Annotated in this window: 17 protein-coding genes; 16 read left to right on the forward strand and 1 reads right to left on the reverse strand. The window is 40.1% G+C overall.

All coding sequences use genetic code 11. From position 1 onward, the window contains the following. Nucleotides 1-8: 8 nt before the first annotated feature. From NLW78_RS12055 to NLW78_RS12095, 9 genes are all read left to right on the forward strand, one after another. On the forward strand, nucleotides 9-443 hold the full coding sequence (locus NLW78_RS12055) for an RbsD/FucU family protein (protein ID WP_254497399.1): 435 nt from the start codon (nucleotides 9-11) through the stop codon (nucleotides 441-443). A 17-nt stretch (nucleotides 444-460) separates the two neighbouring features. Next, nucleotides 461-1999, forward strand: a complete 1539-nt coding sequence (gene xylB, locus NLW78_RS12060) for a xylulokinase (protein WP_437181971.1) — start codon at nucleotides 461-463, stop codon at nucleotides 1997-1999. A gap of 313 nt (nucleotides 2000-2312) precedes the next feature. Then, a complete protein-coding gene (locus tag NLW78_RS12065; RefSeq protein WP_254497401.1) occupies nucleotides 2313-3815 on the forward strand; it encodes a sugar ABC transporter ATP-binding protein in 1503 nt (500 codons plus the stop codon). Between the two features lie 30 nt (nucleotides 3816-3845). Beyond that, complete coding sequence (locus tag NLW78_RS12070) at nucleotides 3846-4847, forward strand: ABC transporter permease (RefSeq protein WP_254497402.1); 1002 nt, start codon at nucleotides 3846-3848, stop codon at nucleotides 4845-4847. A 114-nt stretch (nucleotides 4848-4961) separates the two neighbouring features. Beyond that, nucleotides 4962-5888, forward strand: coding sequence for an ABC transporter substrate-binding protein (locus NLW78_RS12075; RefSeq protein WP_437181976.1), 927 nt, complete (start codon nucleotides 4962-4964; stop codon nucleotides 5886-5888). A 139-nt stretch (nucleotides 5889-6027) separates the two neighbouring features. Next, nucleotides 6028-6765: an SDR family oxidoreductase gene (locus NLW78_RS12080; RefSeq protein ID WP_254497404.1), complete on the forward strand. Its 738-nt coding sequence runs from the start codon at nucleotides 6028-6030 to the stop codon at nucleotides 6763-6765. Between the two features lie 31 nt (nucleotides 6766-6796). Then, nucleotides 6797-7447 carry a class II aldolase/adducin family protein gene (locus NLW78_RS12085; RefSeq protein WP_254497405.1) on the forward strand — a complete coding sequence of 217 codons (651 nt, stop codon included), beginning with the start codon at nucleotides 6797-6799 and terminating at the stop codon, nucleotides 7445-7447. Nucleotides 7448-7471: 24 nt separating this feature from the next. After that, entirely contained in the window at nucleotides 7472-8938 is a 1467-nt protein-coding gene (locus NLW78_RS12090; RefSeq protein ID WP_254497406.1) for a rhamnulokinase, read from the forward strand. A gap of 15 nt (nucleotides 8939-8953) precedes the next feature. Continuing rightward, nucleotides 8954-10741 carry an L-fucose isomerase gene (locus tag NLW78_RS12095; RefSeq protein ID WP_254497407.1) on the forward strand — a complete coding sequence of 596 codons (1788 nt, stop codon included), beginning with the start codon at nucleotides 8954-8956 and terminating at the stop codon, nucleotides 10739-10741. 53 nt (nucleotides 10742-10794) lie between these two features. On the opposite strand, the gene NLW78_RS12100 is transcribed toward NLW78_RS12095, so the two are convergent. Then, nucleotides 10795-11817 (reverse strand): LacI family DNA-binding transcriptional regulator, encoded by a 1023-nt coding sequence (locus tag NLW78_RS12100; RefSeq protein WP_254497408.1) that lies wholly within the window; start codon nucleotides 11815-11817, stop codon nucleotides 10795-10797. Nucleotides 11818-12186: 369 nt separating this feature from the next. Between NLW78_RS12100 and NLW78_RS12105 the strand changes: the two genes are divergently transcribed. From NLW78_RS12105 to NLW78_RS12135, 7 genes are all read left to right on the forward strand, one after another. Continuing rightward, nucleotides 12187-14253: a bifunctional aldolase/short-chain dehydrogenase gene (locus tag NLW78_RS12105; RefSeq protein ID WP_254497409.1), complete on the forward strand. Its 2067-nt coding sequence runs from the start codon at nucleotides 12187-12189 to the stop codon at nucleotides 14251-14253. 66 nt (nucleotides 14254-14319) lie between these two features. Then, nucleotides 14320-15084: a DeoR/GlpR family DNA-binding transcription regulator gene (locus NLW78_RS12110; protein WP_254497410.1), complete on the forward strand. Its 765-nt coding sequence runs from the start codon at nucleotides 14320-14322 to the stop codon at nucleotides 15082-15084. A 39-nt stretch (nucleotides 15085-15123) separates the two neighbouring features. Next, nucleotides 15124-16797: a ribulokinase gene (locus tag NLW78_RS12115; RefSeq protein WP_254497411.1), complete on the forward strand. Its 1674-nt coding sequence runs from the start codon at nucleotides 15124-15126 to the stop codon at nucleotides 16795-16797. A gap of 85 nt (nucleotides 16798-16882) precedes the next feature. After that, nucleotides 16883-17605: a (Fe-S)-binding protein gene (locus tag NLW78_RS12120; RefSeq protein ID WP_254497412.1), complete on the forward strand. Its 723-nt coding sequence runs from the start codon at nucleotides 16883-16885 to the stop codon at nucleotides 17603-17605. Nucleotides 17606-17622: 17 nt separating this feature from the next. After that, nucleotides 17623-19038, forward strand: a complete 1416-nt coding sequence (locus NLW78_RS12125; RefSeq protein WP_254497413.1) for a LutB/LldF family L-lactate oxidation iron-sulfur protein — start codon at nucleotides 17623-17625, stop codon at nucleotides 19036-19038. A 12-nt stretch (nucleotides 19039-19050) separates the two neighbouring features. Next, on the forward strand, nucleotides 19051-19755 hold the full coding sequence (locus tag NLW78_RS12130) for a LutC/YkgG family protein (RefSeq protein WP_254497642.1): 705 nt from the start codon (nucleotides 19051-19053) through the stop codon (nucleotides 19753-19755). 161 nt (nucleotides 19756-19916) lie between these two features. Next, entirely contained in the window at nucleotides 19917-20873 is a 957-nt protein-coding gene (locus tag NLW78_RS12135; protein WP_367617682.1) for an LCP family glycopolymer transferase, read from the forward strand. Nucleotides 20874-20921: the final 48 nt, after the last annotated feature.

A 20921-nucleotide genomic window follows, 5' to 3' on the forward strand; every position in this document is an offset into this window, starting at 1 on the left:
AAGAGAATATGTTAAAAGGCATACCAAACGTGATTTCTCCAGAATTGATGAAGATTTTACTAGAGATGGGCCACGGGGATGAACTTATTATAGCTGACGGGAATTTTCCGGCAGCTTCATGTGCTCAACGGTTGGTTCGTAGTGACGGCAACGGAACGAAAGAGCTGCTCGATGGGATATTAAAGTTTTTTCCTATTGATACATTTAGTGACGATCCGGTAGCGCTTATGGAAGTTGTAGAAGGTGATTCTACAGTACCAACGATTTGGGGTGAATATCAATCTATTATCCAAAAGTACGAACCGCAATTTGAACACTTTAAATTTATTGAGAGATTTGCTTTTTATGAGCGGGCGAAGAAGGCATATGCCATTGTCGCAACGAGCGAGGGTGCTCTTTATGCAAATATCGTCTTGAAAAAGGGCGTTGTAACAGATTCTTAATATTGAGGGGGATGAGTGTGAGTACATTTTTATTAGCCCATGATATCGGCACAACCGGTAATAAAGCGACCCTTTTTAGTAAAGACGGGGACGTTGTCGCAAGTACGTTTTACGGGTATAACACAAATTATCCACAAGTTGGATGGGCAGAACAAAACCCAAATGATTGGTGGAAGGCGGTTTGTCATTCAACAAAGGAATTGTTGCAACAGGCAAATGTATTGGCAAATGAAGTCGCAAGTATATCCTTTAGTGCTCAAATGCAAGGTGTTGTTGCAGTCGATCAGAAGGGGCAATTGCTGCGGGATGCTATTATCTGGGCTGATATGCGAGCAGAGGATGAGGCGAAATATTTAAGTGACAGCCTTGGGTTTGATACGATTTATGAAATTACAGGGCATAGAATAAGCTCATCTTATTCTGGTGCGAAAATTGTATGGATAAAGCATAATGAGCCTGACATTTATCAAAAGACGTATAAATTTTTGCATGTAAAAGATTATTTAATTTTTAAATTAACAGGAAAATTCGGTACAGATTATACAGACGCTAGTGGGATGAATTTATTAGATCTTTCAAAGAAAGAGTGGTCTAGTAAAATTGTGGATGCATGGGGGATTGATGGGGAGAAATTGCCGAACCTATATCCTTCCACATATGTTATTGGAGAAGTAACGAACACGGCATCAGCTGAAACGGGATTACAATTCGGAACACCAGTCGTAATGGGTGGTGGAGATGGTAGTTGTGCTGCACTTGGTGCAGGTATTGTAGAAGATGGGGATATCTTTAACTATATTGGGTCATCTTCATGGATCGCATTATGCAGTTCAGAGCCGTTGATTGACCTTGAAATGAAAACATTTACGTTTGCCCATATTGATGAAAATAAGTATTTACCTTGTGGAACGATGCAAGCGGCAGGGACATCCTATCAGTGGGTAAGAGACCAAATCTATCAAAATGTTATCGGTAACGTAGGTGGTAGGAAGAACACGTACGATGTGATGAATGAGGAAGCGGGACGCTCGAAACCTGGCGCTAATAATTTAATTTATTTACCTTATTTACTTGGTGAACGCTCACCGTGGTGGGATCCAAAGGCGAAAGGATCATTTATTGGACTTCACGTGACACACACGAGAGAAGATATAGCGAGAGCTACATTAGAAGGGATTACGATGAATTTAAAAGTCGTATTAGACACCTTCCGTAAGTACCACGGCCATTTCAATGATATGTGGCTTTTTGGTGGGGGAGCGAAAAGCCTATTATGGCGCCAAATTTTAGCCGATATTTACGGGGTTGAAATTCACGTACCGAAACTGTTGGATGAAACGACTTCCATGGGAGCAGCGATTGCCGGAGGCGTTGGAGCTGGCGTCATTAAAGATCTTTCAGTGGCAAAGGAATGGGTAAAAAAGGACGATAGTCATTTACCTAACAATGAACATCGCCAATTATATGATGAATTGTTTCACATTTTTCAAGATGCCTATAAACAATTAGCCCCCATAAATCATAGATTAAGTGATTTACATAGCAAGCGAGGTTGATCGAATGCAACCTCAAGGCTCACTTTCCTTAAGGTTAATTCATGGAAAAACCCTCATGTGACAGTCATTCTAAGCAAATTTACAAACTATTTGAATTAGTTGAAAATTTCTGTTGATTTTGTCCGCTATGTCCGATATAATCAAATAAAATACGAGGAAAAAAGAACTATTTTTTTCTTTTTTTGTAAGTGCTTACAAAACGAAATGATATCGATTATCAAATTTATATTGTAGTGCAGGTATATTTTTTTACCCAGTGTTGTTACCGGTAACAAAAATGTAACACCTATTACATGCAGAAGAGGGTGATCACATGAGCGATGTCTTATTAAGAATGGAAGGGATTTATAAAGGTTTCCCTGGTGTTCAAGCGTTGTCCAATGCTCAACTCGAATTGAAATCAGGGGAGATACATGCGTTAGTAGGTGAAAATGGCGCTGGTAAATCCACTTTAATGAAAATTTTAACCGGTATTTATCAGAAAGATAAAGGTGTAATACGTTATCAAGGCAATGAGATCGAGATTCCGAATACAAAATTTGCACAAAACTTAGGAATCAGTATAATTCACCAAGAATTAAATTTAGCGCAAGATTTAACGGTTGCCCAAAACATTTTTATCGGTCGGGAAATACGAAAAGGGTTCAATCTTTTTTTAGACGAGAAGAAATTAAATGATAAAGCGAAGGAACTGTTCGATTGGATGAATATTAATCTTGATCCGAGAGAATATGTTTCCAATTTATCTGTAGCGAAACAACAAATGGTCGAAATTGCGAAAGCCCTTTCTTTTAACTCCAAAGTGTTGGTCATGGATGAACCGACAGCTGCTTTAACAGACTCAGAGATTGAAACGTTGTTTACCATTATTGATCAGCTACGGGAAAACGGCGTTGGCATTGTGTACATATCACACCGAATGGAAGAGTTGAAACAAATCACCGATCGTATAACCGTCATGAGAGATGGAGAATACATTGGCACCGTGAATACCGATGAAACAACGATAGATGAAATTATTTCAATGATGGTAGGTCGCCAAATCTATGAATCCTCCAGTCCTGAAGTGAAAGAAAATGATAACGAAATCGTATTAGAAGTAAAAAACTTAAACCAGGGTAATTTCCTTAAAGATGTGAACTTTACATTAAGGAAAGGTGAGATTCTTGGTTTTGCTGGCCTAATGGGGGCAGGGCGTACTGAAGTAGCCCGTGCCATTTTCGGTGCAGACCCAGTCGATTCGATGGACATTTATATAAAAGGTGAAAAAACGAACATTAATTCGCCAAATGATGCGGTGGAAAATGGAATCGGTTACATTTCAGAGGATCGAAAACGTTTTGGTCTTATGGTGAATATGGACGTAAAATCAAATATTGCGCTAGCTTCTTTAAAATCGTTCCTCAGAAAAACGGGTTGGGCGAATGATAAGCGCATTAGAGAGCAATCAAAAGAAATGGTCGACGCGTTAAAGGTGAAAACGCCGAGTATTAACCAAGAGGTTCGACTTCTTTCAGGGGGAAACCAGCAAAAAGTTGTCATCGGCAAGTGGTTAACAAGGGATAGTGAAATTTTAATATTTGATGAACCAACGAGAGGAATTGATGTTGGTGCGAAAGGTGAAATTTATAAACTGATTAATAAATTAGTAGACGAAGGCAAATCTGTAATTATGATCTCTTCGGAACTACCTGAGGTTCTCAGAATGAGCCATCGTATTATGGTGATGTGTGAAGGGAGAGTCACAGGAGAACTATCCAGTCAAGAAGCATCACAAGAGGCTATTATGACATACGCTACACAACGAATTAAATAAGTTTTTAACAGACAAAATGGGGGGAAAAGCATGAAGCCAGAAACAAACGGTTCCAAGGTGGAGAAGAAACCTTTTAAATTACCAATAAAATCAGGGGCAATCCAACAACTTTTAGCATTTGCGAGTTTAATTGTTTTACTTATCTTTTTTTCAATCGCCTCACCAAACTTCTTTCAGTTTTCTAACATCGTAAGTATTCTACTCTCAACTTCAGTCATCGGAATTTTAGCTCTTGGTGTAACATTCGTCATTATAACGGCTGGTATTGACCTTTCTGTTGGTACAGCAATGACGTTATGTTCCGTAATGACGGCAGTCTTTGTCGTAACGTGGGGATTGCCTACTCCGTTAGGGGTGTTACTAGGAATTTTAACAGGGGCACTTGCAGGCTGCTTATCTGGTTTAGCGGTGGCAAAAATGAAAATACCATCCTTTATTGCAACACTCGCGATGATGATGATTGCAAAAGGGTTAGCCCTCGTTATATCTGGTACGAGACCAATCTATTTTTCTGACACACCAGGATTTTCCGAAATTGCACTAGGTTCTATCATTCCAGGGCTTAAAATCCCGAACGCTGTTTTAATCTTTTTCTTCATGGCGATATTTGGTTCCATTATTTTATCGAAAACGGTAATTGGCCGTTATACATTTGCAATTGGCAGTAATGAAGAAGCAACACGTCTATCTGGGGTCAATGTGGACCGATGGAAAGTTATCATATATACAATTGCCGGCTTATTTACAGGTGTAGCAGGTGTACTTATGGCATCTCGATTAAACTCTGCCCAGCCCGGTTTAGGGATGGGATATGAATTGGAAGCAATTGCGGCAGTCGTAATCGGGGGAACTTCATTAAGTGGAGGAAAAGGGACCATGGTAGGAACCGTCATTGGTGCTCTGATCATGAGTGTTCTTACGAATGGGTTACGAATCCTGTCTGTACCTCAAGAGTGGCAAACGGTTGTTGTAGGTATTGTCATCATCTTTGCTGTTTATGCAGATATCTTACGTCGTCGTCAAACAGCTTAATCATTTCGGTATTATCTCCGTTAGGAGTTCAATACAATTTTTCACAAAATAAAGGGGGAAATGAATGTGAGAAAGTTTTTATTAATGTTACTTACTTTTTCAATCGTTGCAGTGATGCTGGCAGCCTGTGGCGAAGAAGAGACATCTTCGGATGAGGAAAGAGATCCTGATAAGCTTTACATTCCAATCGTCTCAAAAGGATTCCAACACCAGTTTTGGCAAGCAGTAAAACAAGGTGCGGAACAAGCGGCTGAAGAGTTTGATGTTGAAATTACGTTTGAAGGTCCTGAAACAGAGGCACAAGTTGATAAACAAATGGATATGCTAAAGGCAGCCTTGGATAAAGATCCAGATGCACTTGGATTTGCGGCATTAGACAGCCAAGCAGCGATCCCTGTTCTACAAGGAGCAGCGGATGCAGGCATTCCTATTGTAGCCTTTGACTCTGGTGTAGATGGTGACTTACCAATTACAACTGCAGCTACAGACAACAAAGCAGCTTCTGCTCTAGCGGCCGATAAAATGGCAGAGTTAATTGGCGAAGAAGGAAAAGTGGCATTAATCGTTCACGACCAAACGAGTGTTACGGGTGTTGACCGTCGTGACGGATTTTTAGAGCAAATGGAAGAGAAATATCCAAACATTGAAATTGTTGACGTTCAATATGGTGGTGGGGACCACTTGAAATCGACTGACCTTGCAAAAACCATTATGCAAGCGCATCCAGATCTTGACGGTTTCTTCGGTTCTAACGAAGGATCAGCAATTGGTGTTGTAAACGCGGTTCGTGAAGCAGGTAAAGAGGGCGAAGTTACGATTGTTGGATTTGATTCAGGTAAGCAACAAATTGATGCTATTAAGGATGGCGTAATGGCAGGAGCGATTACACAGAATCCTATCGGTATCGGGTATGAAACAGTAAAAGCTGCTGTTGATGCTATTAACGGTAAAGATGTACCAGAAGTCATTGATACTGGATTCTTCTATTATGATCAAAGCAATATCGATGATGATGAAATTCAAGCTGTACTTTATGAATAAAAAATGAGGAGGAGGTTGCTATGTAGCAGCCTCCTACCATTCTATTATTGTTTCTGATGAGCAAGGAATACTAATAGAATGGTTATATGTTTAACCATGAAGTATTTTCGCATTTTACTATTGAAAGGAGAATAAGTTCATGTCCTTACAAAATCAAATAGCTATAGTAACGGGAGCAGGAAAAGGTGTCGGGAAAGAAGTTGCAAAGGAACTTTTATCTTCGGGGGTACATGTTTTTGCAGTGACAAGAAGTGAAGAAGATTTAGATCGTTTACATGAAGAAACGAGTGAAATACGTCAAGAGAACGGGACGAACCTTTATCGAATTGCTGGTGATGTTTCGAAAGAGGAAACATTACATAAGACAATGGATGCTGTAAAGGAGAAACACGGAAGAGTCGACATGTTAATTAACAATGCCGGCATTGGAAGATACGGAAAATTGGATGACCTCGACATTGGTGACTACGATGCGATGATGGATAGCAACATGAGAAGTACATTCCTCTTCTCAAAAGGTGTACTCCCGTTTATGAAAGAACAGAAGTATGGTCATATCCTCAATGTTGCATCAGTTGCGGGTAAAAAAGGATTACCAAACGAAACCGTTTATTGTGCTTCCAAATTTGCTCAAGTAGGGTTTGCGCAAGCTTTAGACCATGAAGTACGTGAGTTTGGCATTAAAGTAAGCAGCCTCTGTCCAGGAGGAATCAATACGAATTTTGCAATGGGAACAGGTCGAACACCAGATGATCCTAATTTAGAACAATTTTTAGATGCGAAAGATGTGTTAGAGGCGGTCATGTTTATCTTAAAACAGTCACCAAAAAGTCGCGTAATCGAATTGTTTATGAGACCTGTATCTGAACCTATTTAAATAAAATTTTAACGAATAAAGGAGGGATTATATGACAGACGTCAAGAAAGATTTGGAAAAATACGCTCATAAAATCGTGGACACAGGACTTGTCGTAGGAGCAGGTGGAAACTTAAGTATGAGAAGTGGGGACATTATGTATTTATCTCCAAGTGGTTTTGATTTAAAGGAAATCGAGGATCACCAGTGGGTTCGAGTAGATATTCCGACAGGAGAAGTGTTAGATGATTTAAAGCCTTCTTCAGAGATTTTAATGCACCTCGAGTGCTTTAGGAAACGTCCAGATATTACTGCAGTTCTTCACGCTCATCCTAGTTATTCAGTCGGGGTATCTTCCACAGGTCAAAAGATTCCCAACTTATTTCCGGATTTTCCGGCAATGGTGAAAAGTGTTGCTTATTTAGACTATATGATACCAACCACTCATGTGTTGGCAGATGCTGTTAGTGATGTGATAGAAGAACATGATGTCGTTGTCATGCGCAACCACGGTGTATTAACGGTTGGAAAAACGATGAAAGAAGCATTCTTTTTCATGCAACTAACAGAAGAGTCTGCAAAAGTTTATACGATCAGTTGTACAGTAGGTACACCAAGAGTACTAACGGAGGAAGAGTGCGATGATTTACGTAATTTATCGTCAGAGCAGTATCGTCAAAAACTATTAAAAGACTCGAAATGACGATTATACTGAGGTGTTATTGTGATGAAAAAAGTATGGGCATTTGATTTAGGGGCATCCAGTGGCAGGTTGATGCTAGCTTCCTTTGATGGTCAACAAATACATACCGAAGAAGTACATCGTTTTTCTAATCATCCTGTCTTTATTACGAACCATTACCATTGGGACTTATTGAACATTTTTCAAGAGATGAAACGGGGTATCTCCAAAAGTGTGAAAATGGGTCATAACGATATTGAAAGTATGGCAATTGATACTTGGGGTGTTGATTTCGGCCTTATTTCATCGAGTGGAGAATTATTAGGAAATCCTTATTCATACAGGGATAACCAAACGTTTTCCGGTATGGAGAAGGTGTTAAAAAAGGTAACGAAAAAAGAATGGTTTCAACGTTCCGGAATTGAGCCTGCTCCAATAAACACAATTTGTCAATTGGTGGCCATTCAAGAACGACAACCACACTTACTGGAACATACGGAAACGTTACTTTTAACTCCTAACCTGGTAAGTTATTTATTTTCCGGTGAAAAATTTAACGAGTATACAATTAGTACAACAACGTCTATGTACAATATTGAACAAAAAAATTGGGATACGGAACTTATGAATATGTTGAATATACCGTCCGACATGATGGCACCTGTAGTGAAACCAGGTACAATTGTTGGACCGACAATGTCGGCCATTAATGATGAGCTCCATATTCATCCCGTAAAAGTCATTGCTGGCGCTGGGCATGATACCGCCTGTGCTTTTGCGAGAATCCCGGCTAATGATCAAAACGCCGTGTTTATGAGCTGTGGAACGTGGATTTTATTAGGGATTAAAGTCGACAAACCAGTCGTCACCGAGGAAGCCTTTCAGTCTGGGTTTACGAATGAAGGAACAATGGATGGTAAATATCGATTAATGAAAAATAGTATGGGGCTATGGCTCATCCAGCGTTGTAAAGCGGTATGGGATAAGGAAGGAACTTCCATATCCTATGAAGAAGAAAACCGTTTAGTAAACGAAGCGAAACCGTTCCAACGTTTTATTAATCCAGATGACACGCAATTTTTAAATCCTCTAAGTATGACGGAGCAAATTGCGAAGTTTTGTAGAGAAACAGGCCAATCTCCACCTATTACGAAGGGAGACTTTTTACGCTGTATATTAGAAAGTCTTGCTTTGAAATATAGATGGGTGATCGAAAACTTGGAATCTATGACAGATAAGTCTATTCAAACTATATATATGGGCGGTGGTGGAATTCAAAATCAAGTGTTATGCCAATTCATAGCGAATGCAACCCAGCGGAAAGTTGTAGCAGGTCCTGTCGAAGCAACATCTATCGGCAATGCGGTAGGCCAATTTATGGCACTTGGTGAAATTAAAGATTATGAACAGGCAAATGAAGTCATTAATCGTTCGATTACAACAAATGTATACGAGCCGAACGACCAAGCAAGTTGGCAAGATGCTTACCAACAATTTGTAAAACGATTATAAGGGAGGAACTTGAAAATGGCACAAGATAATAGATTTTATGGGCAATTACCTAAAATTGGAATTCGACCGGCAATCGATGGCCGAAGAAAGGGCGTTCGTGAATCACTAGAAGAGACAACTATGAATATGGCAAAATCCGTTGCAACATTCATAGAAGAGAATGTGAAATATTATAATGGGGAACCTGTTGAATGTGTCATCGCCGACACTTGTATTGGTGGAGTGGCTGAAGCGGCACAAACTGCTGAAAAGTTCGAGCGTGAAGGTGTCGGTGTTTCTTTAACTGTGACACCTTGCTGGTGCTATGGGGCCGAAACGATGGATATGAATCCGACAATTCCGAAAGCGGTATGGGGATTTAACGGTACGGACCGCCCAGGTGCTGTTTACTTAGCAGCCGTACTAGCAGCCCATAACCAAAAAGGATTGCCTGCATTCGGAATTTATGGGAAAGATGTGCAAGATTTACATGACACGTCGATCCCTGAGGACGTACAGGAGAAAATTTTACGGTTTACGAAAGCGGGTTTAGCTGCTGCCATGATGAAAGGGAAGTCTTATCTTTCTATGGGTTCTGTTTCCATGGGAATTGCCGGAAGTGTTGTAACGGAAGACTTTTTCCAGGAATATTTAGGGATGCGCAATGAGTATGTTGATATGTCTGAATTTATTAGAAGACTTAATGAAGACATATATGACCAAGACGAGTTTGAAAAGGCAATGAGCTGGGTGAAGGAAAATTGTAAAGAAGGTCCAGATGATAATGCTGAAGGATTTAAGCGTACCCGTGCTCAACTGGACCATGATTGGGAAACAAGCGTAAAAATGACATTAATTGCCCGTGACCTGATGGTCGGTAACGAAAAGTTAGCCGAAATAGGCTTTGAAGAAGAAGCGTTAGGTCGTAACGCAATTGCTGGTGGATTCCAAGGGCAACGTCAGTGGACAGATCACTTTCCTAACGGAGATTTTATGGAGGCGATATTAAATACATCATTTGATTGGAATGGGAAGCGGGCACCGTATATTGTTGCGACGGAAAATGATAGTTTAAATGGTGTGACAATGCTATTCGGTCATTTGCTGACAAATACGGCTCAAGTGTTTGCTGATGTTCGAACATATTGGAGTCCAGAGGCTGTAGAACGCGTAACTGGACATAATCCAAAAGGGTTAGCAGAACAAGGCTTTATTCATTTGATTAATTCCGGTCCTGCAGCATTAGATGGTACAGGACAACAAACGGTAGATGGAAAGCCGGCGATTAAACCGTTTTGGGAAATTACCGATGATGAGGTTCAAAAATGCCTTGATGAGACGTTGTGGAGACCTGCATCAACAGAGTACTTCCGTGGAGGAGGTTGGTCCAGTGACTTCTTAACAAAGGGAAATATGCCTGTGACCATTGCTAGAATTAACTTAGTGAAAGGACTCGGCCCTGCACTACAAATAGCTGAAGGGTATACAGTAGACTTGCCTGAAGAAGTCCATGACACACTTGATGTGCGGACAAATCCAACTTGGCCGACGACTTGGTTTGTTCCTAACATTACAGGTGAAGGAGTGTTCCGTGATGTATATTCTGTCATGAATTCATGGGGAGCTAATCACTGTGTGATGAGTTATGGCCATATCGGAGCTGACTTAATTACACTCGCGTCCATTTTACGTATCCCGGTGAACATGCATAATGTTCCTGAGGAAAATATCTTTAGACCGAGTGCATGGGGAATGTTTGGTACGAGGGATCCTGAAGGTGCAGATTTCCGAGCGTGTCAAAACTTTGGTCCGTTATATAAATAAAGATATAAACAGAGAAAAAGGGTCTCTAGTATACTAGCAGACCCTTTTTTATGTCATGAATCATAGTTAAGATTTTTTGATGATCGACGAATGATCAGTTCTGGTAAATAGATAATTTTTTGACTCTGTTTTGCCTCTTTGTTTTCGATGCGGTTAATTAGCATCTCCATTCCTTTGTAGCCGAATTGATAAGCAGGCTGATTTACAACGGTGAAAAATGAGTTGTGTAGAGGCATTGGATGGGGATCGTCGTAACATACAACCGAAATGTCATCGGGAACCCTGATGCCGAATACATGTAAGTTATTTACTAAATCAACGGCTAAAAAGTTACTGGAACAATAGATAGCGGTTGGTTGTGATTCTTTTGGCATTGTGAGTAACGTTTTAATATAAGTAGATGTTTTCACTTTTCTTAAATCAGTCCGGAACATCCAGTTTTCATTTATCGGCAACTGATGTTTCTTTAAAAAGTCAACGTAAGCTCCCTCACGCTCCCGAACATTGGAGACCGTAGCCGGTCCTGTAACGAAGCCGATTCGTTCGTGACCTAATTCGTATAAATGGTTTAGCAGTTTATTCGTACCATCCACATTATCACCAATAACGATATCAGTATCAATAGCTTCTACATCCCGGTCAATAAGGACAAAAGGAATATGATGTCTCGTTAATGCTTCAACGTTTTTCGTTGAGGCATCACCAGCCGGAGTGAGGAGCATGCCATCGATCCCTCTAGATACAGCGGATTTGATATATGATGATTCTTTTTCAATATTTTCATCTGTATTGCTAAATACGAGTTGAAACCCTTCTTCATGTGCCTTGTCTTCGGCCCCTCTTGCAATACTCGTAAAAAAGGGGTTCGAAACATCAGTCACAATGAGGGACAACAACTTTGAGTCCTTCGATATTAAGCTTTGAGCTGAACGGTTCGGTATATAGTCTAATTCTTTAATCGCTTTTTCAACACGTTTACGTGTTTCTTCTTTAATAGATGGATGGTTATTAATTACTCTCGAAACTGTCATGGCTGATACGTTTGCTTTTTTTGCGACATCATATATGGTGGCCATCTTCATCTTCCCTTCATGCAATCACAAACAGTTAGCGAGTCTGTGACGTAATTGGATACTTTTATTCTATGTTATCGATAACAATTTGTCTATAACGTTCTAAAAGACTACTAGAAATTATATTAACACCGGATAATTCGCATAAATTGTAAGTAAAGTAAGGTTCTTACAATTGGGCATAGTTCATGAAGTGATTGTTATCGATAACAGTTTATAATAAAGTGTGGAAAAATCAAACATTAGTGGAACTATGAATAACGATATTTTTTGTTTAAACAAAAACAAATAAAGTTAAACAAAACAATTCAAAAATGTAAAAGAACGTGTTATGATGTAATCAAACATAAACGAAAGGGGAAAAAACTAACTATGGTACAGAATCGATGGGATGAACGAGGAGACAATTTTGAAAACGCTTTACAACAATTGGTGTATAGATCGAATTTATTAGGGTCTGACCGCTCTGTGGCAAACTTTGGCGGAGGTAATACGTCAGCCAAAACCGTTGAAAAGGATTTTAGAGGTCGAGATATTGAAGTGATGTGGGTGAAAGGTAGTGGCTCTGACCTTGCTACGATGAAGGAGAAGAACTTTACAGGCCTGAACTTAACGGATATAAGACCGTTAGTTGAAAGAGAAGATATGTCAGATGAAGAAATGGTCAGCTATTTAGCACATACAATGATTGATTCAAAACATCCTAGATCTTCAATTGAAACGTTATTACATGCTTTCCTTCCGTTTAAACACGTTGACCATACACATCCAGATGCCATTATTAGTATTGCATGTGCGGATAATGGAAAAGAAATTGCAAAAGAAGTATATGGTGACCGCTTTGTGTGGGTTCCTTATATTCGCCCGGGATTCCAACTATCGAAAATGATTGCAGAAGGTGTGAAACAAAATCCTCAAGCTGAATTAGTCATAATGGAAAAGCACGGGCTAGTTACATGGGGAGAAACGTCAAAAGAATGTTACGAGAATACGATAAACATTATTCAAGAGGCAGAAGACTATATTGAAGCGAAATCTAAAGGGCATACATTATTCGGTGGTAACAAATACGAATCTATTGCTACAGAACAACGTAAGGAAGTACTAGCGAAAGTTCTTCCTGTCGTTCGAGGTGAAGTGAGTAAAAATAAGAAAATGATCGTTACCCATGATGACAGTGAAGATGTTTTGCAGTTTGTAAATAGTGTGGATGCTTCATCACTTGTTGGAATTGGAGCTGCCTGTCCTGACCATCTAGTTCACACGAAACGTGTACCATTATTTATAGATTGGGATCCTCGTAGCCAAAGTGTTGATAGTTTAATAGAAAGTGTGAAATCAGGAATCGAAACATTTGAGCAAGAGTATGAGGAGTACTTTAACCGCAATAAATCAGAAGGAGATACAATAGCCGAACGGGCACCGAGAGTTATTTTAATTCCTGGAATTGGAATGATCAATACAGGGAAGAACTGGTTTGCGGCTAAGGTAAGCGAAGCGTTGTACCATCGAGCGATTGCAGTTATGAGAGGTTCAACGGTTCTCGGCAACTTTATATCATTGAGTGAGGCAGAGGCGTTTGCGGTTGAGTATTGGCCACTTGAGCTTTATAAGCTTAGTTTAGCTCCACCAGAAGCAGAGTTCTCTCGCCACGTAGCGTTTGTTACGGGAGGAGCTGGTGGAATTGGTAGTGCAACATGCTATCGTTTAGTAGAGGATGGCGCACACGTTGTTGTTGCCGACATTAATTTAGAAGGTGCAGAAAAACTAGCGAATGAAATCAATGAAAAATATGGGGAGCATCGAGCCGTTGCTATTAAAATGGATGTAACGAAGGAAGAGGAAGTGGCTGATGCGATAAATGAAGCAGTATTAGAATATGGTGGAATCGATATTTTAGTCAATAATGCTGGCTTGGCGAGTTCCAGTCCATTTGATGAAACGACACTTGATGCTTGGAATTTAAATGTTAATGTATTAGTAACTGGGTATTTTCTAGTGGCCAGAGAAGTGTTTAAGTTAATGAAAAACCAAAACATTGGTGGAAATATGGTATTTGTTGGTTCGAAAAATTCCATTTATGCTGGAAAAAATGCAGCAGCCTACAGCACAGCGAAAGCAGCAGAAGTGCATTTGGCAAGAACAATTGCAGCCGATGGTGGCCCACACGGTATCCGGGTAAATACTGTTTTACCTGATGCGGTCATAAGAGGATCAGCTATTTGGGATTCTAAATGGAAGGAAGAAAGAGCTGCTTCCTACGGTATTGACCCTGATCAATTAGAGGACCATTACCGTAAGAGAACGATTCTCAATGTTAATATTTTACCTGAAGATATTGCGGATTCGATTGCGTTTTTAGCTTCTTCAAAAGCATCGAAAACAACTGGATGTATGGTCACTGTAGATGGTGGAGTACCTGCAGCCTTTACACGATAAGGGACGAACAAAATAATTGAACACGAACAACGATATTGGTTTGTTAGGTAGAAAGAGAGGATAACAATGCTAGTTGCTGAAAGACATCAAAGGATTGTAGAGCTTGTGAATAAAAGGAAAAGTATTCGCGTGTCTGAATTAAGTCGTTTATTTTCTGTTACAGAAGAAACGATACGCCGTGACTTAGAAAAGTTGGAAAATGACCGCAGATTGAAAAGAAGTCACGGTGGTGCCGTTTCCATTGCCTCTGACCAAGAGTCATATGAAACCCCTTATACAGAAAGAGAAGTAACGAATGTAAAGGAGAAACGCGATATAGCAACGATTGCGGCGAACTTAGTTAACGAAGGGGATAAAATTATTCTCGATGCCAGCTCGACAGCTTTGTTTATGGCGAAGGAGCTGCCGAATATCTCCATCACCGTTTTAACGAACTCTATTAAAGTAGCGATTGAGTTAAGCGGAAAGTCGAATGTGACCGTTATTTCAACGGGGGGGATTGTCACTCAACGTTCACTATCCTATGTTGGACCTTTAACAGAAGATAATTTAAAAAATTACCACGTTGATAAAGGTTTTATTTCGTGTAAAGGATTACATTTGCAGCATGGTATCAGTGAATCAAGTGATGACCAGGCGCGCATTAAGAAAAAAATGTGCGATATTTCCGAAAAGGTATACGTTATGGTTGATCATTCAAAATTTGCCGTCCAATCTTTTTCGTTAATCAACTCGTTAGATAAAGTGGATTATGTTATTACAGATCGTAAGGTAGGAGCAAAGGATGTAGATGAAATTCAGAAACGAAAAGTGGAAGTCATTCAGCCGTAACAAATGTTAATTAAACACAAAAAAGGGGAGGGAAGGGGAATGTCTAAAAAGTATGCTATTGGTGTGGATTACGGAACAGAATCCGGTCGTGCTGTCCTCGTCTCATTAGATAATGGTGAAGAAATTGTGGACCATGTTACACCATATAAACATGGAGTGATCGAAGATACGCTACCAGGTACAAATGTTGAATTAGGGTTTGAGTGGGCGCTTCAACATCCAACTGACTACATAGATGTATTGAGACAGTCTGTGCCTGCAGTAGTAAAGGAGTCTGGTGTAAGTCCGGAAGATATTATTGGAATCGGAATTGATTTTACAGCCTGCACCATGTTGCCAATTGACGAGAATGGTACTCCGCTTTGCTTTGATCCAAAGTGGCAAGATGAACCACATAGCTGGGTTAAATTATGGAAGCATCATGCTTCACAAGATGAAGCGACAAAAGTAAACGAAGCAGCGGAGAAACGCGGAGAAAAGTTTCTTGCCCGTTATGGTGGGAAGATTTCATCTGAGTGGATGTTGCCAAAAGTTTGGCAAACATTAGACGAAAGCCCTAAGGTTTACGAGGAAGCGGATCGGTTTATTGAAGCTTCCGACTGGGTGACATTGCAACTAACAAATAATTTTATAAGAAACAGTTGTGCAGCTGGTTATAAAGGCTTGTGGCATAAACAAGACGGATATCCAAGTCATGACTTTTTGAAGGATTTAGATCCTCGCTTAGAGCGGTTAGCTGAAACAAAGCTGCGGGGAGATGTTGTGCCTTTAGGTTCCAAGGCAGGGGAACTTACGGGGGAAATGGCGAAACTAGTAGGGTTAAAGGCTGGAACTGCTGTGGCCGTTCCGATTATTGATGCGCACGCTTCTGTTCCAGGTGTAGGAGTTGTGGAACCTGGCAAACTTGTGATGGCAATGGGCACTTCAATCTGTCACATGTTATTAGGGGAAGAGGAAGTAGAAGTTGAAGGTATGTGTGGAGTTGTAGAAGACGGCATTATCCCTGGACTTTATGGTTATGAAGCAGGTCAGTCTGCTGGTGGTGATATCTTTGCGTGGTATGTAAAACACAGTGTACCAGGATATGTCGAAAGGGCAGCACAGGAGGAAGGGATTTCTGTTTATCAGTGGTTGGAGGAAAAAGCGGCTAACTATAAACCAGGGGAAACTGGACTGCTCGCTTTAGACTGGTGGAACGGGAATCGGTCTGTCCTTGTTGATACAAACTTAACGGGACTACTTGTGGGCGCTACCCTTCAAACGAAACCGGAAGAGATATTCCGCGCTTTGTTAGAAGCAACAGCCTTTGGAACACGAAAAATTATTGATGCGTTTCATCATGACGGTGTTCCCATTCATGAAATATATGCTTGTGGTGGATTGCCGCAAAACAATAAATTGTTAATGCAAATTTATGCTGATGTAACCAATCGATCAATTAAAATAGCAGATTCTAAACAAACACCTGCTGTTGGTGCTGCGATGTTTGGGGCTGTGGCAGCTGGAGAACAAAATGGCGGATATGATTCATTAATCGACGCTGCTCAAAATATGGCAAAAGTAAAGGATACAACCATTGATCCTATTCCAGAAAATGTTGAGATGTATGATAAGTTATACGAAGAATATCTTACCCTTCATGATTATTTTGGTCGTGGTCAAAATGATGTGATGAGAAGGTTGAAAGCCATTCGAACGGAAATAGGTGAATAAGTGTTGACGTGAGTTAATAGATTATCCATTATCCAGATAGTCTATTAACTCATCTATTATATAGAGGTTTAGCGGGGGTGAACACGTGAAAGTCTCACTATTTATTACGTGTCTTGTCGATGTTTTTTACGGTGATGTAGGGAAGGACACAGTAGAGTTGCTAGAGCGGTTAGGTTGTGAAGTGGAATTTCCGGTTAAACAGACGTGTTGTGGGCAGCCGGCTTTTAATAGTGGGTATGTTGGAGAAGCAAAGGAAACGATGAAACATATGATTCGTACATTTTCTGAGGCAGATTATATTGTGACCCCTTCTGGTTCGTGTGCAACGATGTTGTTTCAGGAATACCCACACGTATTTGCAGGTGATGAAGTGTGGGAAGAGAAAGCGGTTCAGCTAGCCAATAAAACATACGAATTAACCCAATTTATCGTGGATGTATTACAAGTAGAAGATGTTGGAGCAGCATTAAAAGGCAAAGCTACTTATCATACATCATGTCACATGACACGATTACTGCAAAATGTTGATGCCCCGATCAAGCTATTAAGCCATGTGCAGGGACTAGATGTAATCAATCTACCAAATGCCCATGATTGTTGCGGGTTTGGCGGGACTTTTTCCGTGAAAATGTCCAAAATATCAGAGCAAATGGTAGATGAGAAAGTGAAACACGTGGAAAGTACGGATGCTGACTTTTTAATCGGAGCGGACTGTGGGTGCTTAATGAACATCGGTGGAAGAATAGAAAAGGAAAGTAAGCCTATTAAAGTCATGCACATTGCAACTGTTTTAAATCAACAAGCTTAAGAAAGAGGTGAGATAGAATGTCAATGAAAATTGGTTCAGATCAGTTTGATGAACGTGTAGATCAAGGGTTGTCTGATACCTTTATGCGGGGAGCCGTTTCTTCTGCACAAACTCGATTCCGCAATGGTCGGCTTAATGCAGCAGAAGAATTGGGAGATTGGGAAGATTGGCGTAGCTTAGGAGAAGAAATACGAACTCACACTCTTGAAAACTTAGATTATTATTTAGACCAGTTAAGTGAAAACGTGGCGAAACGTGGAGGACACGTGTTTTTCGCTAAAACACCTGAAGAGGCGAATGAGTATATTACAAACGTCATTAAGCGCAAAAAGGCGAAAAAAGTGGCAAAGTCAAAATCAATGGTTAGTGAAGAAATTGGGCTTAATGATGCGTTACAAAAACAAGGGACAGAAGTGGTCGAAACAGATTTAGGTGAATGGATTTTACAGTTGGATGATTTTGATCCTCCGTCACATATCGTAACACCGGCACTACATAAAAACCGTCAACAAATCCGTGATGTATTCCATGAAAAACTCGGTTATGATGAAACGGATAAGCCTGAGGAGTTAGCGTTATATGCGAGAGAACAGCTGCGGAAGGAATTTTTGTCTGCGGATGTAGGGATTACTGGATGTAATTTTGCCATCGCTAACACTGGAACCGTATCTCTCGTGACAAACGAAGGAAATGCCAGGCTTGTCACATCACTTCCAGATACCCAAATTACGGTAATGGGTATGGAACGGATTGTACCGTCATGGGAAGAGATGGAAGTACTCGTCAGCCTACTAACGAGAGCAGCGGTTGGCCAAAAGTTAACAAGTTATATAACTGCGTTAACAGGTACGAAAGGTCAGGAAGAGGTTGATGGACCAGAGGAATTTCACTTAGTTGTTGTTGATAATGGTCGTTCGAAAATCTTAGGGACAGAATTTCAAGAAGCGTTGCATTGTATAAGGTGTGCTGCTTGTATTAACGTTTGTCCAGTATATCGCCATGTAGGTGGGCATGCGTATGGGTCGATTTATCCTGGTCCAATTGGTGCTGTATTATCTCCATTATTAGGTGGCTATGACGAATATAAGGAGCTTCCTTATGCTTCTACATTATGTGCTGCATGTACGGAAGCGTGTCCCGTGAAAATTCCGTTGCACGACTTGCTCTTAAAGCATAGGCAAAATATAGTAGAAAAAGAAAAAAAAGCACCGAAATTTGAACAGTTGTCCATGAAAGCATTTCGGATGGGAACAGCAACACCTTCCATGTATAACATTGGAACGAGGTTAGCGCCAACTGTTATGGCTCCTTTTACAAAAGATGAGAGCATTGAGAAAGGGATCGGTCCGTTAAAAAAATGGACTGAAGCACGTCACATGCCGTCACCGAAAAAGAAAAGATTTAGAGATTGGTATAAGGAACGTTCAAATTAAGGGGGGGGTTGTATCGTGCCGGGTAGTATCCAAAATAAGGACGAATTCTTAGACGATATAGCAAGTACGTTAGGACGGGAGCGTAAGCGTAAAGTCGAGAAACCGAAATGGAGTTATCGACCTCAATGGAACGTTTATGACGGTTATAGTCAAGATCAGCTCGTTCAAGTTTTGAAAGAACAATGTACGAAAATACACACGAACGTAGAGGAAACGACTGTTACGAATCTCAAAGATTGCTTGCGGAGAGTGATTGAACAATATGGGGAAGATACGGTTGTAACGTGGGATGATCCACGGTTTGAGGAATTTAACATTAAGAATTATTTACACGAAGAAGCAAAGGCCCACGTATGGAAGGCGGAACTTGGTGAGGAAAATGTGAAAACTGCTGAGAAAGCCAATATCGGAATTACATTCAGCGATATTACATTAGCCGAATCGGGTACAGTAGCATTGTTTAGCGATAAAGGAAAAGGTAGGTCAGTGAGTCTACTTCCATCAACATACGTTGCAATCATTCCGAAAAGTACCATTGTTCCACGTATGACACAGGCGGCGAGCATGATTGAACGAGAGGTAGCAGAGGGGAATGCAGTTGCCTCTTGTGTGAACTTCATCTCAGGTCCAAGTAATAGTGCAGACATAGAAATGAACTTAATTGTAGGTGTACATGGCCCTATCCACGTTACATATATCATTGTTCACGACAAATAAAAACTGTGGTATGAAAATATTCCAATTATGGGATATTTTTTTTAGCCAAAAATCGTGGAGAATCAAATTATAAATTGCAAGTAATTAGCTAAAAATGTAAAATAAAAGACTAGAGTAGTATATTAGTCATAGTAAAATATGTAGCTATAAATAAATATGAGGTGAACCTATTGGGGCAAAGAAAAGGCAGTAAAAAGAAACGAATTATTCTCATTATTGTTGGTATATTATTAAGTTTAATTATAGGCACTGGTGTTTACGCCTTTAGTGTTTACAATAACGTAAAAAATACCGTAGATGAAAAAATTCATAAACCGGTAGAGAGTATTCAGCACACCCCTGATCAAAAAGTGAAAATTGAACAGAAAAAACCGTTAAATATATTGCTTATGGGTGTAGATGAAAGAGAGCATGACCGCGGTAGGGCAGATACTCTTATCCTATTGTCTATTAATCCGAATATTAGTAGTTTACAAATGATTAGTATTCCTAGAGATACTAGAACTGAAATGGTTGGCCGAGGATTCCAGGATAAAATTAACCATTCTTACGCTTTTGGTGGATCTGATATGACGATTTCCACAGTTGAACAATTTGCCAATGTTGACCTGGATTATTACGTCAAGTTGAACATGGAAGGGCTGGAAGATTTAATAGACGTGCTGGGCGGCATAACGGTCTACAATGATATGGAGTGGACTGATAGTGGTTATTATGAGCGCGGGTTTGTTTATAAAAAAGGTGAAATTCATTTAAATGGAGAACAAACGATGGGTTATGTACGGATGCGCTATAAAGACCCAGCTGGTGATGCAGGACGTAATAAACGTCAACGAAAGGTGATCGAGGCGATTGTATCGCAAGGTGCTTCTGTTGCGTCTGTCACGAAAATTAATGATGTATTAGATGTATTAGGAAATAATGTTGAAACGAATTTAACTTTTGATGATATGAAAAATTTAATGACCAATTACCGAGAAGCTAGAAAAAACATTAAATCTTATCAAGTATCGGGTCAGGGGATTTACATTAACGATATTTATTATTTACATGTAACAGAAAATGAACGGGAAAAAGTTCATAACATGATCAACGAATTTAATGAAAAAACAAAGTAAGATGTCGTCGTAGATCCATTCGAATAGATGATATATCTAGTATGAGGT

Source organism: Salirhabdus salicampi, from assembly GCF_024259515.1.
In the GTDB taxonomy this organism is placed as follows: Bacteria; Bacillota; Bacilli; order Bacillales; family Alkalibacillaceae; genus Salirhabdus_A; species Salirhabdus_A salicampi.

What these genes read in the sequence shown, in the direction of transcription:
- NLW78_RS12085 (WP_254497405.1), top strand. Translation starts at nt 6,797, where the DNA reads ATGACAGACGTCAAGAAAGATTTGGAAAAATACGCTCATAAAATCGTG.
- NLW78_RS12115 (WP_254497411.1), top strand. Translation starts at nt 15,124, where the DNA reads ATGTCTAAAAAGTATGCTATTGGTGTGGATTACGGAACAGAATCCGGT.
- NLW78_RS12065 (WP_254497401.1), top strand. Translation starts at nt 2,313, where the DNA reads ATGAGCGATGTCTTATTAAGAATGGAAGGGATTTATAAAGGTTTCCCT.
- NLW78_RS12055 (WP_254497399.1), top strand. Translation starts at nt 9, where the DNA reads ATGTTAAAAGGCATACCAAACGTGATTTCTCCAGAATTGATGAAGATT.
- NLW78_RS12075 (WP_437181976.1), top strand. Translation starts at nt 4,962, where the DNA reads ATGCTGGCAGCCTGTGGCGAAGAAGAGACATCTTCGGATGAGGAAAGA.
- NLW78_RS12080 (WP_254497404.1), top strand. Translation starts at nt 6,028, where the DNA reads ATGTCCTTACAAAATCAAATAGCTATAGTAACGGGAGCAGGAAAAGGT.
- NLW78_RS12105 (WP_254497409.1), top strand. Translation starts at nt 12,187, where the DNA reads ATGGTACAGAATCGATGGGATGAACGAGGAGACAATTTTGAAAACGCT.
- NLW78_RS12125 (WP_254497413.1), top strand. Translation starts at nt 17,623, where the DNA reads ATGTCAATGAAAATTGGTTCAGATCAGTTTGATGAACGTGTAGATCAA.
- NLW78_RS12100 (WP_254497408.1), bottom strand. Translation starts at nt 11,817, where the DNA reads ATGGCCACCATATATGATGTCGCAAAAAAAGCAAACGTATCAGCCATG.
- NLW78_RS12090 (WP_254497406.1), top strand. Translation starts at nt 7,472, where the DNA reads ATGAAAAAAGTATGGGCATTTGATTTAGGGGCATCCAGTGGCAGGTTG.
- NLW78_RS12070 (WP_254497402.1), top strand. Translation starts at nt 3,846, where the DNA reads ATGAAGCCAGAAACAAACGGTTCCAAGGTGGAGAAGAAACCTTTTAAA.
- NLW78_RS12095 (WP_254497407.1), top strand. Translation starts at nt 8,954, where the DNA reads ATGGCACAAGATAATAGATTTTATGGGCAATTACCTAAAATTGGAATT.
- NLW78_RS12110 (WP_254497410.1), top strand. Translation starts at nt 14,320, where the DNA reads ATGCTAGTTGCTGAAAGACATCAAAGGATTGTAGAGCTTGTGAATAAA.